This window comes from Streptomyces sp. (assembly GCF_019510245.1).
Classification (GTDB): Bacteria; Actinomycetota; Actinomycetes; order Streptomycetales; family Streptomycetaceae; genus Streptomyces.
Genome location: NZ_JAEKKT010000165.1, coordinates 1 through 14567 on the forward strand (window position 1 = coordinate 1; position 14567 = coordinate 14567).

Consider the following 14567-nt stretch of genomic DNA (forward strand, 5'->3'; position numbering starts at 1 on the left):
ACGAGATAGGTCCCCTGGAGGACGCGAACGGGGTACGGCGCAAGGTCACGCTCACCCAGCGGCTACGGGCAAGCATGGCGAAGGGCATGTTCGGCCCGGACACCCACATCCCGAAGCCGACGAAGGAGGAGTACCGGGAACTTTCCCACGGCGAGCACTGAAGCGCGCCCCAAAGGGGCGCTGGGGGTACCCCCCGGCCGAAGGCTGGGGGAGGAACTGCGCGACCAGCCCCCACGGGCCCGCAGCCTAACGACGACCGAGAACCACCCCTCTGCACTCATCCGGCGTTCCCCAAGCCGCCCGCAGCGCCCGTGCCTTGGTCAGCCACAGCGACAAGTCGTACTCGGCGGTGTAACCGATCGCGCCGTGCAGCTGCAGGGCAGCCGCCGCACCCGTACACGCCGCCTCGCACGAGCTGAGCTTCGCCGCGGCCACATCCGACGCCGTCATCGTCACCGCCGCCCCGAAAACCATCGGCCGCGCGAACTCCAGCGCGATCTTGACGTCGGCCAGCCGATGCCTGACCGCCTGGAACGACCCGACGGGCACGCCGGCCACCGTTCTGTCGAGCAGGGCCAGCCCCACCCCCAGCGCCTGTGCGGCCGTGGCCAGCCGGGCCCAGGTCAGTGCCTCCGCCCACGGCGGCTCCGCGCTGAGCAGTTCACCCACCGGAAAGAGCGGGGCGAGCCGGCGGGCGGGGTCCAGGGACCGGCGCAACGCCCCCGCGCCGGAGGACAGCCGCAGGCCTTCCGGCGTGGCCGCGAGCCGCACGTCCGCCGCGTCCCCGTCCAGCGCCGACCCGTACCCGTGCTGCTCGAACGCCACCGTCGCCAGCGACTCGCCCGACGCGATCCCCGGCAGGAACCGCTTGGCGAGGCCTTCCCCGTCGTCGAGCAGCACCGCCGCCGCGACCGTCTCCGCCAACGGCCCCGGCACCGCGTACCGCCCCAACTCGACGAACGCCACAGCGAGGTCGACGGGCAGGCGGCCCACTCCGCCGTACTCCTCCGGCACCGCGAGCCCGAACACCCCCGCCTCGCCGATCCGGCCCCACAGCGCCCGCCCGCTCGCCTGCTCGCCGCGGCTCCAGTCGCGTATCACCGCCGGCGTGTCCGCCGCCGTCAGCAGCGCCCGCAGGGCGCCGGCGAAGTCCCGCTGCCCGGTGTCGAGGAGGAAACGCATGTCAGCGGCGTCCCTTCGGCAGGCCGAGCAGCCGCTCGGCGATGATGTCGCGCTGGATCTCGTTGGTGCCCGCGTAGACCGGACCGGCGAGGGAGAAGACATAGCCTTCCGACCACGGCGTGTCGGCCAATTCGCCCTCCGCGCCCAGCAGGTCGAGCGCCGTCTCGTGCAGCGCCAGGTCCAGCTCCGACCAGAACACCTTGTTCAGGCTGGACTCCGGGCCGAGCGACTCGCCGTCCAGGAAGCGGGCGGCGGCCGCGTAGGTGAAGAGCTGATACGCGCGGGCGCCGGCGACGGCGTCGGCCACCCGGGTCGCGGCCCACTCCGGTTCGCCCCGCGCCTGCCAGAGCGCGCGCAACCGGTCGGCGGCGGCCAGGAACCGCCCCGGCGACCGCAGCGTCAGCCCTCGTTCGTTCCCCGCCGTCGACATCGCGATCCGCCAACCCTGGCCCGGCTCGCCGATCACGTCCTCGTCGGGCACGAACACCTCGTCCAGGAACAGCTCCGCGAAGGCCGGCTTCCCGTCGAGACGGCCGATGGGGCGCACGGTCACCCCCGGCGCGCGCAGGTCGAACATCAGGTAGGTGAGCCCCTGATGCGGCTTGGGTGCCTGCGGCTCGCTGCGGAACAGGCCGAACGCGCGGTCGGCGAAGGCCGCCCGTGACGACCACGTCTTCTGGCCGGTGAGCAGCCAGCCCCCGTCCGTCCGCACGGCCCTGGAGGTGAGGGCGGCCAGGTCGGAACCGGCTCCGGGCTCGGACCACGCCTGCGCCCAGACCACCTCTCCGGTCGCCATCGGCGGCAGCACCCGCGCGCGCTGTTCCTCGGTCCCGTGGTCGAAGAGGGTCGGCGCGAGCAGGCTGATGCCGTTCTGGCCGACCCGGCCCGGCGCGCCCGCCGCCCAGTACTCCTCCTCGAAGAACAGCCATCGCAGCAGACCCGCGTCCCGGCCGCCGTACTCCTCGGGCCAGGACACCACCGACCAGCGGTCCACGGCCAGTTCGGCCTCCCAGGCGCGGTGCGCCGCGAAGCCCTCCGCCGTCTCCAGAGAGGGGAGCGGGGCGCGCGGCACACGGGCCCGGAGCCAGGCGCGGGCCTCGGCGCGGAACTCCTCGTCCGCCGGGCTGTGGGTCAGGTCCACGGTCGCCGTCACCGTCCTTCCCTAACAAGTGTTTGGTAGGTTAGCGTGGGTCCATGACAGGCGTCGAGAGTCCGGAGTACGTGCCCGGGCACGGGCTGCTCGAGGGGCGCACCGCCGTCGTCACGGCCGCGGCCGGGGCGGGGATCGGCGGGGCGACCGCGCGCCGCTTCCTGGAGGAGGGCGCCCGCGTGCTGATCAGCGACGCCCATGCGCGGCGCCTGAAGGAGTACGCGGCCGAGCTGGCCGGCGAACATCCGGGCGCCGTGACCGCCTTCCCGTGCGACGTGACCGACGAGGTCCAGGTCCGCGGCCTCTTCGACACCGCCGTACGGGAGCACGGACGGCTGGACATCGTCGTCAACAACGCGGGGCTGGGCGGGACATCGGCCCTCGTTGACATGACGGACGACCAGTGGACCCGGGTCCTGGACGTCACCCTGAACGGCACCTTCCGGTGCTCGCGCGCCGCCCTGCGGCTCTTCCGCGAGAGCGGGCAGGGCGGAGTGATCGTCAACAACTCCTCCGTCGTCGGCTGGCGGGCCCAGGCCGGCCAGGCCCACTACGCCGCCGCCAAGGCCGGGGTGATGGCGCTGACCCGGTGCGCGGCGATCGAGGCGGCCGGGTACGGCGTGCGGGTCAACGCGGTGGCACCGAGCCTCGCCATGCATCCGCACCTGGTGAAGGTGACCTCGGCCGAGCTGCTGGAGGAGCTCACCGCCCGCGAGGCCTTCGGGCGGTACGCCGAGCCGTGGGAGGTGGCCAACGCGATCGTCTTCCTGGCGTCCGGCTACTCCTCCTACCTCACCGGCGAGGTCGTCTCCGTCAGCAGCCAGCACCCGTAGGACGAGAATGTACCCGTGCCGACCCAGAAGAAGCCCCAGGTGACCGCGGCGAGCAGGCGTGCGGCTGCCGCCGCTCCCGCTCGACGCCGCGAACTCCTCGAAACCGCCGCCGAGGTCTTCGCCGAGCAGGGCTACAACGCCACCACCGTGCGCAGCATCGCGGACCACGCGGGCATGCTCGCCGGCAGCCTCTACTACCACTTCGACTCCAAGGAATCGATGCTGGAGGAGATCCTGCAAACGTTCCTCGACGAGCTCTGGGACGGCTACGACACCGTCCTGGCCGCCGGGTTCGGTCCCCGCGAGACCCTCGAAGCCCTGGTCACCGAGTCCTTCCGGGAGATCGACCGGCACCGCGCCGCCGTCGCCATCTACCAGAAGGAGAGCAAGCAGCTGGTCGCGCAGGAGCGGTTCGGCTTCCTCGCCGAGTCGCAGCGCAGGTTCGAGAAGGCATGGCTGTCGACGCTGGAGCGTGGGGTCGCCGCGCGCGTCTTCCGCGCCGACCTCGACGTCCGCCTCACCTACCGGTTCGTGCGCGACACCGTGTGGGTCGCCGCCTCCTGGTACCGGCCCGGCGGACAGCACAGCCCGGAGGAGATCGCCCGGCAGTACCTGTCGATGGTGCTGGACGGGATCGCCGTCCGTGAGTAGCCCACCCATTCGTTGAAAGCCCCTTTCTGCCGAGGGAGTTGCCGAGATGGCCGAGGCCTACATCGTCGAAGCGGTGCGCACACCCGTCGGGCGGCGCAAGGGCGGACTGAGCGGGGTCCACCCGGCCGACCTGGGCGCCCATGTGCTGACCGCCCTGGTGGAGCGGTCGGGCGTGGACCCGGCCGCCGTCGAGGACGTCGTCTTCGGCTGCCTGGACGCGGTGGGGCCGCAGGCCGGCGACATCGCCCGGACCTGCTGGCTGGCGGCCGGGCTGCCCGAGGAGGTGCCGGGCGTCACCGTCGACCGCCAGTGCGGCTCCTCGCAGCAGGCCGTGCACTTCGCCGCGCAGGCCGTCCTGTCCGGCACCCAGGACCTGGTGGTCGCCGGCGGCGTCCAGAACATGTCCCAGATCCCCATCGCCTTCGCCTCCCGCCAGGCCGCCGAGCCGCTGGGGCTGACCGAAGGCCCCTTCCTGGGCAGCGAGGGCTGGCGGGCCCGGTACGGCAGGCAGCCCGTCAACCAGTTCGCCGGTGCCGAGATGATCGCCGCCAAGTGGGGCATCAGCCGCCGGGACCAGGAGGAGTTCGCCCTCAACTCCCACCGGAGGGCACTGCGCGCCATCGACGAGGGCCGCTTCGAGCGGGAGATCGTGCCCTACGGCCCGGTCGCGGTGGACGAGGGGCCACGCCGCGACACCTCCCTGGAGCAGATGGCCGCCCTGAAGCCGGTCGTCGACGGCGGCACCATCACCGCCGCCTGCTCCTCCCAGGTCTCCGACGGCGCCGCCGCCATGCTCCTCGCCTCCGAACGCGCGGTCCGCGAACACGGGTTGCGCCCGCGGGCCCGCGTCCACCACCTCTCCGTCCGCGGCGAGGACCCCATCCGGATGCTCTCCGCGCCTATCCCGGCCACCGCCCACGCCCTGAAGAAGACCGGGCTCACCGTCGACGCGATCGACCTCGTCGAGATCAACGAGGCCTTCGCCCCGGTCGTCCTCGCCTGGCTCAAGGAGACCGGCGCCGACCCCGCCAGGGTCAACGTCAACGGCGGCGCGATAGCCCTCGGCCACCCGCTCGGCGCCACCGGCGTCAAGCTGATGACGACCCTCCTGCACGAACTGGAGCGCACCGGCGGCCGGTACGGCCTCCAAACCATGTGCGAAGGCGGGGGGCAGGCGAACGTGACGATCATCGAGAGGTTGTGAGCCCTCACTTGAGGGCCATGAGCCGTTCCCGTGTCTCCTCCGCCTCCGCCATGGTCCGTCGCACCAGCTCCGCGCACGACGGCAGGTCGTCGATCACCCCGGCGACCTGCCCGGACGCCATCACCCCGAGATCCGTACGGCCGTCCACCATCGCCGACCTGAGCAGCATCGGCGTGTTCGCGGCCAGCAGCACCTGACTCCACGACAGTTCCTTGCCGTGCCGCAGGGCCAGGCCGTCCCGCACCATCTGCGGCCAGCTGAGCCCGGACAGCTTCCGGAACCCCGCCGCGCGCCGTATCGCGTGCAGCAGACCGCGGGCCCGGCCCGAGCGCTCCAGGGCGGCCACCAGATCGGTCCGCAGCATCCGGTGCGGCAGCCCGTCCACCGCCCTGGTCACCGTGACGTCCCTGACCGTCGCCGCCAGATACCTCGCCTTCACCGCGTCCGGCACCGGCGAGTCCGAGGTGAGCAGGAACCGGGTGCCCATCGCGATCCCCGCCGCGCCGTACGCCAGTGCCGCCACCAGCCCCCGGCCGTCGAAGAACCCCCCGGCTGCCACCACCGGTATCCGCACCGCGTCCACCACCTGCGGCAGCAGCACGCTCGTCGCCACCTCGCCGGTGTGCCCGCCGCCCTCGCCGCCCTGCACGATCACCGCGTCCGCGCCCCACGCCGCCACCTTCTCGGCGTGCCGCCGTGCCCCCACGGACGGGATCACCACCACGCCCGCCTCCTTCAGCTCGGCGATCAGCCCGGGGGAGGGGGCGAGCGCGAAGGACGCCACCCGCGCACCCCCGTCGATGATCAGCCGGACCCGGTCGCCGGCGTCGGCCGCGTCCGCCCGCAGGTTCACCCCGAACGGGGCGTCCGTACGGCACCGCACCTCGGCGATCGCGGCCCGCAGCTGGTCGAGCGTCATCGTGGCGGAGGCCAGGATGCCCAGCGCCCCGGCTTCGGCCGTCGCCGAGACCAGGCGGGGGCCCGCCACCCAGCCCATCCCCGTCTGCACGATCGGATGCCGGATCCCGGCCAGCCGGGTCAGTGCCGTCTCCATCAGCCGGCGACCTCCTTCGTCCGCGCGCCGGCCGGATCCAGCACCTCGCGGATCAGCCGCAGCTCCTCCGCGCCCGGCTCCCGGGTGTACGGCACCTCGTCCGGGACGGCCAGTTCGAAGTCCGTCGCCTCCCGTACCTGGTCGACGCTCACCCCCGGATGCAGCGCGGCCAGCCGCATGGAGCGGTCCGGGGTCTCGAAGTCGAGGACGCCCAGGTCGGTGACGACCCGCGGGATCCGGTGGAAGCGCCCCGTGCCCGGATGCGCGGCGACACGGTCGTACCCCACCCCGCACACCATGTCGACCTTCGCCACGAACACCCGCCGGGAGTGCTTCGGGACCCAGTAACTCGTCGGGTTGTTGAGGGTGTTGAGAGGCGCTCCGCGCACCCCCAGCAGCTGGCGGCGGGGCCGGGACCAGTCGCCGATGCAGGAGATGTTCTGGTTGCCGTACCGGTCGAGCTGGCTCGCGCCCATCATCACGTGCCGGCGCCCGCCGGACACCAGGGCGAGGTGCTGCCGGTAGGGCAGCCAGCCCTCGGGCGTCCCGTCCGGGCGGACCAGCAGGGCCTCGCCGTCGGTCAGGAGCAGGTCCGGCGCGAAGGTCAGCCGGGCCAGCCGGGCGCCCAGCGAGGGGATCAGGCCCATCGGGCTCGCCAGGATCTCCCCGGAGCCGCGCCAGGCCTCGGCGCAGGCGATGACGCAGTACTCGGAGCGCAGCACCTGCGCGTGCGGTGTGTCCGTCACCCCTGCCCCTCCTGCCAGTTCCGCACCGCCGACCGGTACGCGTGCTCGTCCCCGGCCAGGAACCGCCGGGAGAACTCCGCCCAGGGCGTCGTCGCGTACAGCCGCTGGAACGCCTCGTCCCGGCCGTAGTCGGGCGCGCAGGATGTGAAGTGCGCGCCGCCCGGCGCCTCCACGACCCCCGTCACGTTCAGCCGTTTGACGAGCAGCGACTGCGGGGCCGCCTCCTTCGTCAGCTCGGCCGTGTCCACGATCCGTTCGCAGGAGACGTAGGCGGCGTCCGCCGCCTCGCAGAACAGGTCGTCGAAGTAGGGGTCCGGGCCCAGGTACTGCCCGTTGCCCAGCCGGTCGGCGCGGTTGACGTGGACCAGGGCCGCGTCCAGGCGCAGGGCGGGCATCGCCACGAAGGTCTCCCCGTCGTCGTACGGCGAGGTGACGGTCCGTAGGCCGGGGTTGACCCGCAGCACGTCCGAGCCGAGCCCGGCCCGCACCGGCAGGAACGGCAGCCGGTTCGCGGCCGCGTGCAGGCCCCACATGAACATGCCCTCGTCGACCTCCGTCAGCTCCAGCGCCCCGCGTTCGCGGGCCGCGCGGTAGTGCGGTTCGAGCGGGACGGAGTCGAGGGTGACGAAGGCCGTCACCAGCCTGCGCACCCGGCCGGCCGCGACCAGCATGCCGACGTCCGGGCCGCCGTACGCGACCAGCGTCAGATCCTTGATGCCGCTCCGGAGTACCGCTCTGACCAGGGACATCGGCTTGCGCCGGGAACCCCAGCCGCCGATGCCGAGGGTCATGCCGCTGCTCAGCCGGGCGACGGCCTCGTCGGCGGTCATCGTCTTGTCAGTCACTCCCCGCACCCTCCTTCCCGAAGGTGTCGCGCACCCGGTCGGCCACCCCGCTGAGGGCGGCCTCGAAGGTGAAGCCCTGTTCGAAGCGGTAGCCGCGCCGCACGTCGACGGGGTCGATGCCGTTGATGGCGGCCTTGGCCAGGCGCAGCAGCCGGCCGTCCTTGGCGGCAATCTCCCGCGCCAGCTCCAGTGCCGCGGAGCCGAGTTCCCCGCGGGGCACGACCCGCCACACCGAGCCGTGCGCGTGCAGTTCGGCCGCGGTCGCCGTGCGCGAGGTGTAGTACAGCGTCCGCATCAGGTGCGGCGGGACCAGGCGGGCCAGGTGGGTGGCCGCGCCCAGGGCGCCCCGGTCCAGCTCCGGCAGCCCGAAGACGGCGTCCTCGCTCGCCACGATCGCGTCCGCGTTGCCGACCAGCCCTATCCCGCCGCCGAGACAGAAGCCGTGCACCGCGGCCACCACCGGGGTCTCGCACTCGTACACCGCCGCGAACGCCTCCGCGCAGCCCCGGTTGGCGCCGAGCAGCGCCGCGTTCCCGTCCGCCTGTATCTCCTTGATGTCCACGCCCGCGTTGAAGCCCCGGCCCCGCGCGGTGAGCACGACACACCGGATACCGGGGTCGCGGCCGGCCGCGCGCACCGCGTCCGCCAGCGCGAACCAGCCCCGCACCGGCAGTGCGTTCACCGGCGGGTGGTCGACCGTGACGAGGGCGATGCCCTTTTCCGGAGACGAGGTGGAGACACCCATGGACGCATCAGCTACCTTCGCAGTCAGCTGCCTTTCCACCAAACATTTGTTAGGTGTGAGGCTTCGAAGCTAGCAGCCGGTGCGGACGAGCGGGAGGCCCTGTGGATAACTCGCCGAGCGGCAGGACGGTCGTCGTCACCGGCGGTACCAGGGGGGTCGGCGCCGGGATCGCCCGCGCCTTCGCCGAGACCGGCGCCCACGTCGTGGCCTGTGCCCGCCGGCCGCCTGAACAGCCCCTCGAAGGCGTCAAGTTCACCCCTCTCGACCTGCGCGACCCGCCCGCCGTGCGCGCCTTCTTCGACGCCCTGCCCCGCCTCGACGTACTCGTCAACAACGCGGGCGGCACCCCCTACCGGCGGCTCGCCGACGCGGACGCCGAGCGGCACGCCCGGGTGATCGAGCTGAACCTCCTCACCCCGCTGACCGCCTCCCTCGCCGCGTACGAGCAGCTGCGGCGGGCCCGGGGAGCGGTGGTGATGATCGGCAGCGTCAGCGGCGGCCGCCCCTCGCCGGGCTCCGCCGCCTACGGCGCGGCCAAGGCGGGGCTGGAGAACCTCGCCCGGTCCATGGCGGTGGAGTGGGCGCCGGAGGTCCGGGTCAACACCCTCGTGGTCGGCATGGTCCGCACCGAACTGGCCGACCTCCACTACGGCGGGCAGGACGGCATCGACGCGGTCTCCCGCACCGTTCCGGCCGGCCGCCTCGCCGCCCCCTCCGACGTCGGTGCCGCCGCCGTCTTCCTCGCCTCCGAGGCGGCCGCCTACATCAGCGGGGCGAGCCTGCTCGTGCACGGAGGCGGTGAGCGGCCCGCCTTCCTCGGCGCCGCGACTGCCAACAAGCCGTTGGACAAGGAGGACTGAGATGAGCGGAATCTGTGCGGGCCGGGTCGTCGTCGTCACCGGCGCCGGGCGCGGGCTCGGCCGGGCCCACGCGCTCGCCTTCGCCGCCGAGGGCGCCCGGGTCGTCGTCAACGACCTCGGCGTCGGCCTCGACGGCGGGCCGGGGCAGGACAGCCCGGCCAGGGCCGTCGTGGACGAGATCCGGGCGGCCGGCGGCGAGGCGGTGGCGCACGGCGGCGACATCGCGACGGACACCGGCGCCCAGTCGCTGGTGGCGGCGGCCCTGGACGCGTACGGCCGCCTCGACACCCTCGTGAACAACGCCGGTTTCCTGCGCGACCGCATGCTTGTCAACCTCGCCGAGGACGACTGGGACGCGGTCGTGCGGGTGCACCTCAAGGGCCACTTCCTGCCGCTGCGGCACGCGGCCGCGCACTGGCGGGCCGAGGCCAAGGCGGGCCGCACCCCGGTGGCCCGGATCGTCAACACCAGCAGCGGCGCGGGCCTGCTGGGCTCGGTCGGGCAGGGCAGCTACAGCGCCGCCAAGGCCGGGATCATCGGTCTCACCCTGGTCGCGGCGGCCGAACTGGCCCGCTACGGCGTCCAGGTCAACGCCATCGCCCCGGCCGCCCGCACCCGGATGACCGAGCAGGCCTTCGCCACGGCCATGGCCGCCCCCGACGCCGGTTTCGACGCCATGGCCCCCGGGAACGTCTCCCCGCTCGTGGTCTGGCTGGGCTCCGCCGCGAGCACCGGAGTCACCGGGCGGGTGTTCGAGACGGAGGGCGGCCGGATCACCGTCATGGAGGGGTGGCGGCCTGGTCCGACCGCCGACAAGGGGGCCCGGTGGAGCCCCGCGGAGGCGGGGGAGGCGGCACTGAAACTGCTGGCCGAGGCGGCGGCGCCCGGGGCGGTGTACGGAGCGTGAGACCAGGGGCGCGGTTCCGGCGAGACGGGATCTAGGTGTCGCACTCCAGTACCGTCCGGCACAGTGAGCACCGGGCCCGGACCCGGCCCCGCACCGGCACCCTGATCCGCTGGTGGCAGGTCGGGCACGGGAACGAGACCCGCAGCCGGCCCCCGCTGTCGGGGGAGAAGGCGTAGGAGGCACCGGGCTGCGGGGGCGGCGCGCCGGGGGCGTGGCGGCGGTCCCGGGCGTAGCGGCGGCGGCCCGCCCAGCCGGCGGCGCTCAGCGGCGGCTGCTCCTCGTCCTGGCGGGCCCGGGTCATGCCCTTCTGGTACGCCGTGTAGGCCTGCGGGCTGGTGAACCACACCGACGGGTCCTCGTGGAAGACGAGGGCGCGCTTGGCCAGCACGTAGCCGAACTCCTCAGGGGTGAGGTAGCCGAGCTTCTGGGACGCCTCGCCGTGCTCCCGGTAGGCGTCCAGGAGCAGCCAGCCGGCCCCGAGGTAGGTGGTCGCCGTGTCCGTGAGGATCTCGTTCTCCCGGACGCCCGGGAAGGACAGGTCCAGGCGGTGCAGGTACACGTGCATCACCTCGTGGGCGAGGGCCGCGCCGATGTCCCTGCGGTGGGTGCGGAACCGGTCGTTCAGCTCGATGAAGTACTCGGGGCCCGCGGTGAGTTCGACGTTCGCCGCGTGGGTCATGTCCTTGAAGCCGACGATCATGCGGGCGTCGGGCAGGCGGAAGTGCCGGACCATCTCGCGGGCGACGCGCTGCGAGCCGAGGTGGAGGTCGTCGGTGTCGCAGAACGCGACGTCGGCGGGGAGGACGCTGGTGGCGAAGGTCTGGACGGTGTCGTACGACAGGCGCCGGTACAACGCCGTGATGGCGGCCCGCACGGTGTCCAGGTGCGGGTAGCCGTGTTCCACCGGGCCGCCGTTCGCCACGTCAGTTACCCCCACGGACGCCGCTGGAGCTGTCTTTCACAGTATGCGGGGGATGGGCGAAAACGGGGACAGAAGGCTGTTCGGACACCGCGGGCCGGTGGGGGCTGATCGCGCAGTTCCTCCCCCAGCCTTCGGCCGGGGGTACCCCCGGCGCCCCTAAAGGGGCGCTACCTGTACCGTTCCTTGATCAGTCCCCTGGAGCTCCAGCACCCACACCTCGTTCTCGCCCTCCCTCAGGACCGGGCCCGGCACGTAGAGCGACTCCTGGGGGCCCGTCGACCAGTAGCGGCCGAGGTTGAAGCCGTTGATCCAGACGAAGCCCCGGGTCCAGCCGGGGAGATCCACGCGCGCGTCCCCGGCGCCGCGGACCGTGACCGTTCCCCGGTACAGGCCCGGTGCGCCGTCCTCCGGAAGGGGGCCGAAGGACACCGCCGCCACGCCCCCCTCGAACGCGTCCAGGTCGAGTCCACGCGCGCGTACCCCGTGCAGGAACTGCCGCTCGTGCAGGATGCCCCCGGTGACGCCCTTCGGCTCGCCCGAGCGCGGGCCGTAGTTGACGCGGCCCAGGGACTCCACCCACAGCTCCACGCGCGCGGGGCCGGCGACCGGCTTCTGGAGCTGGGGTTCCTCCTCGGTGAGGACCCCGGCCCGCTCGCCGTCGACGTACACGACCGCGAGGTCGCGCAGCCCCCGCGCGGTGAGCGGGTACGGCTGGCGCGGGCCCGGCACGTCCACCTCGTAGCGGACCAGGCCCCGGGCGATGTCCAGCTCCTCGAAGGTGGGCGGGACCGGGTGGACGCGTTCGGGAGTGCCGAGGGACTCCAGGACGCCGCTGAGCGGGGCCCACGCGGTCACCTCCGCGTCCGCCGGTGAAGCGAGCACGGGCGGGGCCGGGGGCAGTTCGGGCAGCGGGGCGTCGTGGTAGCCGGCGAGGACCTCGCGGAAGCGCCAGAACTTCTCCGTGGGGCGGCCGTACTCGTCGATCGGGGCGTCGTAGTCGTAGGACGTCACGTCCGCCTCCAGCGGGCCCTCGTGGAGCTCGCCGCCGGGGCGGTTGGCGCCCGCCCAGCCGGCGAAGTTGGTGCCGCCGTGCGCCATGTAGACGTTCACCGACGCCCCGCACTCCAGGATCTCCCGCAGCGCCGCCGCCGCGTCCCCGGCGTCCCGTACGACGTGCTCGCCGCCCCAGTGGTCGAACCAGCCGCACCAGAACTCCATGCACATCAGCGGGCCGTGCGGCTGGTGGCGGCGCAGGGTCTCGAAGGCCTCGCGCGCGTGCGAGCCGAAGTTCACGGTCGCGAGCAGCCCGGGGACCGAGCCGCCGGTGAGCATGTGGTCCTCGGGGCCGTCCGAGGTGACCAGCGGCACCGTGACACCCTCGGCGCGCAGCAGGTCGGTGAGGTGGGCCAGGTAGACGGCGTCGGAGCCGTAGCTGCCGTACTCGTTCTCGACCTGCACCATGATCACCGGGCCGCCCCGGTCCAGCTGCCGGGACACGACCTCGGGCAGCAGCCGGCGGAACCAGCGGTCCGTGTACCGGAGGAACCGCTCGTCACGCGTGCGTGCCGACGCGCCCAGCTCGCCCGTCACCCAGTGCGGCAGCCCGCCGTTCTCCCACTCCGCGCAGATGTACGGCCCCGGCCGCACGATCGCCCACAGGCCCGCCTCCCGCGCCGTGTCCAGGAAGCGGCCGAGGGCCTCGACGTCGCGGAAACCGCCGGGGTGCGGCTCGTGCAGGTTCCAGGGGACGTAGGTCTCGACGCAGTTCAGCCCCATGGCGCGCAGCAGCGCCAGCCGGTGGCCCCATTGCTCCTCGTGCACCCGGAAGTAGTGCAGCGCGCCGGACAGCAGCCGTACCGGCCGGCCGTCCAGCAGGAAATCCGTTTCGCCCACCGTGAAGTCGCTCATACGCTCACCTTGGCCTGCTGGCGTGCGCCGACACCATGGACAAAGATCAGCAGCACTTGGACGGAAGATACGCACGGAAGATACGCACGGAAGGGGCGCGCAGTGCCGCAGGGAGCGCCGGTCTTCCGCACCTGGATGCGGTTCTTCACGCCCGGCGCCGTCCACCACCGGCTCGGCCTGGTCTGCCTCGGCGTCGGCCTCCAGCACGGCGCGGTGCCCGCCGTCGGACCGCGCGTGCTGGACGGGCACGTCGCCGTGGTGATCAGCTCGGGCCGGGGCTGGTACCGGATGCCCGACGGGCGCCGCACCACCGTCACCGCGCCCGCGCTGGTGTGGCTCACCCCCGGCGTCCCGCACCACTACGGCCCCGACCCGGACAGCGGCTGGGACGAGGCGTTCGTCACCTTCACCGGACCCGACACCGCGACCTACACGGAACTCGGCTACATCGAGCCCGAGCGGCCCGTGGTCCCGCTCGCGGACGCCACCGGACCCCGGGACGTCATCGCCCGTATCGCCCGCGCCGCCCGCCATGGCAACCCCCTCCTGGAGGTCGAGGCCGCCGCGGCCGTGCACGAGCTCCTCGTCGCCCTGCGACGCGCGCGTGCCGACCTCGCCCCCGACGGTGACCCGGTGCTGCACGCGCTGGCCCGGGACGCCTGCACCGGGATGACCGTCGCCGACCACGCGGCCCGGCACGGCATGACCCCGGCCGAACTGCGCACCGCCGTCCGCCGGGTCGCCGGGTGCAGCCCCAAGGACTACCTGATCGGCATCCGCCTCGGCCGTGCCCAGGAACTCCTCGCCACCACCGGACTGTCAGTCGCCGCCGTCGCCCGCCGCGTCGGCTACGACGATCCGGCCTACTTCTCCCGCCTGTTCACCCGCCGGGTCGGCACGGCCCCGGTGCGCTTTCGCGCCCAGCAGAGCCGGGCCGTGCCCGACGACTGGAACGAGGGCCTCCAGGAGGACGGCGAACCGGGTCCGCCGGCGGCCGAAACCGCCGACGGCCCTTAGGGATCACCCCGCCGCCCCCCTTAGGGTTGACGCCCATGACCACCAGCAACACCGGTACCGGTGACGTCGACCCCGCCGTCCGCGAGGAACTCGGCCGGCTGCGCGACAGCATCGACAACATCGACGCGGCCGTCGTCCACATGCTCGCCGAGCGCTTCAAGGCCACCCAGCAGGTCGGCCACCTCAAGGCGGTCCACCGGCTGCCCCCGGCCGACCCGGCCCGCGAGGCCCGGCAGATCGCCCGGCTGCGCGCCCTCGCCGAGAACGCCAAGCTCGACCCCGCCTTCGCCGAGAAGTTCCTGAACTTCATCATCGCCGAGGTGATCAGGCACCACGAGTCCATCGCCGAGGACACCGTGAACGGCCGGGAGCCGGACGGGCACTGATCCGGGGAACCCGCAGCACGCCTCGAAGAGCGTCCGGCACCGCAGGGGGACCCCGTGCGGTGACGATCACCGCAGGGCGACCCCCGCGCGGTGACGAGGCGCTCGAACAGGCGCTCCAGGCGCAAGGGGGCGCTCACCAGCGCCGTCTCGGGCCACC

At 73.3% G+C, this 14567-nt stretch carries 15 protein-coding genes; 7 read left to right on the forward strand and 8 right to left on the reverse strand.

Features of this window, described 5'->3' with window-relative positions; all coding sequences use genetic code 11:
- Positions 1 to 246: 246 nt before the first annotated feature.
- Together JF597_RS31785 and JF597_RS31790 are read right to left on the reverse strand one after the other, a co-directional pair.
- Entirely contained in the window at positions 247 to 1182 is a 936-nt protein-coding gene (locus tag JF597_RS31785) for an acyl-CoA dehydrogenase family protein (RefSeq protein ID WP_294003228.1), read from the reverse strand.
- 1 nt (position 1183) lies between these two features.
- Positions 1184 to 2323 carry an acyl-CoA dehydrogenase family protein gene (locus JF597_RS31790; RefSeq protein ID WP_294003275.1) on the reverse strand — a complete coding sequence of 380 codons (1140 nt, stop codon included), beginning with the start codon at positions 2321 to 2323 and terminating at the stop codon, positions 1184 to 1186.
- A gap of 53 nt (positions 2324 to 2376) precedes the next feature.
- On the opposite strand from JF597_RS31790, the gene JF597_RS31795 reads away from it, so the two are divergent.
- The 3 genes from JF597_RS31795 to JF597_RS31805 are packed head-to-tail and all read left to right on the forward strand — an operon-like array spanning position 2377 to position 5020.
- A complete protein-coding gene (locus JF597_RS31795; RefSeq protein ID WP_294003229.1) occupies positions 2377 to 3165 on the forward strand; it encodes an SDR family oxidoreductase in 789 nt (262 codons plus the stop codon).
- Positions 3166 to 3180: 15 nt separating this feature from the next.
- Entirely contained in the window at positions 3181 to 3816 is a 636-nt protein-coding gene (locus JF597_RS31800) for a TetR/AcrR family transcriptional regulator (protein WP_294003230.1), read from the forward strand.
- A gap of 46 nt (positions 3817 to 3862) precedes the next feature.
- Positions 3863 to 5020, forward strand: coding sequence for an acetyl-CoA C-acetyltransferase (locus JF597_RS31805; RefSeq protein ID WP_294003231.1), 1158 nt, complete (start codon positions 3863 to 3865; stop codon positions 5018 to 5020).
- A 4-nt stretch (positions 5021 to 5024) separates the two neighbouring features.
- Here JF597_RS31805 and JF597_RS31810 read toward each other — a convergent pair whose 3' ends face one another.
- The 4 genes from JF597_RS31810 to JF597_RS31825 are packed head-to-tail and all read right to left on the reverse strand — an operon-like array spanning position 5025 to position 8410.
- Positions 5025 to 6074, reverse strand: a complete 1050-nt coding sequence (locus tag JF597_RS31810; protein WP_294003232.1) for a nitronate monooxygenase — start codon at positions 6072 to 6074, stop codon at positions 5025 to 5027.
- Complete coding sequence (locus tag JF597_RS31815; RefSeq protein WP_294003233.1) at positions 6074 to 6820, reverse strand: CoA-transferase; 747 nt, start codon at positions 6818 to 6820, stop codon at positions 6074 to 6076. Before JF597_RS31815 ends, JF597_RS31810 begins: the two co-directional genes overlap by 1 nt.
- Positions 6817 to 7665 (reverse strand): CoA-transferase, encoded by an 849-nt coding sequence (locus tag JF597_RS31820; RefSeq protein ID WP_294003234.1) that lies wholly within the window; start codon positions 7663 to 7665, stop codon positions 6817 to 6819. The genes JF597_RS31815 and JF597_RS31820 overlap by 4 nt, the downstream gene beginning before the upstream one ends.
- On the reverse strand, positions 7658 to 8410 hold the full coding sequence (locus JF597_RS31825) for an enoyl-CoA hydratase family protein (protein ID WP_294003235.1): 753 nt from the start codon (positions 8408 to 8410) through the stop codon (positions 7658 to 7660). Before JF597_RS31825 ends, JF597_RS31820 begins: the two co-directional genes overlap by 8 nt.
- 101 nt (positions 8411 to 8511) lie before the next feature.
- Between JF597_RS31825 and JF597_RS31830 the strand changes: the two genes are divergently transcribed.
- A complete protein-coding gene (locus tag JF597_RS31830; RefSeq protein WP_294003236.1) occupies positions 8512 to 9270 on the forward strand; it encodes an SDR family oxidoreductase in 759 nt (252 codons plus the stop codon).
- Position 9271: 1 nt separating this feature from the next.
- Entirely contained in the window at positions 9272 to 10177 is a 906-nt protein-coding gene (locus tag JF597_RS31835; RefSeq protein WP_294003237.1) for an SDR family oxidoreductase, read from the forward strand.
- A gap of 31 nt (positions 10178 to 10208) precedes the next feature.
- Here the strand turns inward: JF597_RS31835 and JF597_RS31840 are convergent, their stop codons facing one another.
- Positions 10209 to 11099, reverse strand: a complete 891-nt coding sequence (locus tag JF597_RS31840; RefSeq protein ID WP_294003277.1) for a hypothetical protein — start codon at positions 11097 to 11099, stop codon at positions 10209 to 10211.
- A gap of 156 nt (positions 11100 to 11255) precedes the next feature.
- Positions 11256 to 13007, reverse strand: coding sequence for a beta-galactosidase family protein (locus tag JF597_RS31845; RefSeq protein WP_294003238.1), 1752 nt, complete (start codon positions 13005 to 13007; stop codon positions 11256 to 11258).
- 135 nt (positions 13008 to 13142) lie between these two features.
- Between JF597_RS31845 and JF597_RS31850 the strand changes: the two genes are divergently transcribed.
- Both JF597_RS31850 and JF597_RS31855 read left to right on the forward strand, forming a co-directional pair.
- Positions 13143 to 14024: an AraC family transcriptional regulator gene (locus tag JF597_RS31850; protein WP_294003279.1), complete on the forward strand. Its 882-nt coding sequence runs from the start codon at positions 13143 to 13145 to the stop codon at positions 14022 to 14024.
- A gap of 35 nt (positions 14025 to 14059) precedes the next feature.
- Positions 14060 to 14410, forward strand: a complete 351-nt coding sequence (locus tag JF597_RS31855) for a chorismate mutase (RefSeq protein WP_294003239.1) — start codon at positions 14060 to 14062, stop codon at positions 14408 to 14410.
- Positions 14411 to 14567: the final 157 nt, after the last annotated feature.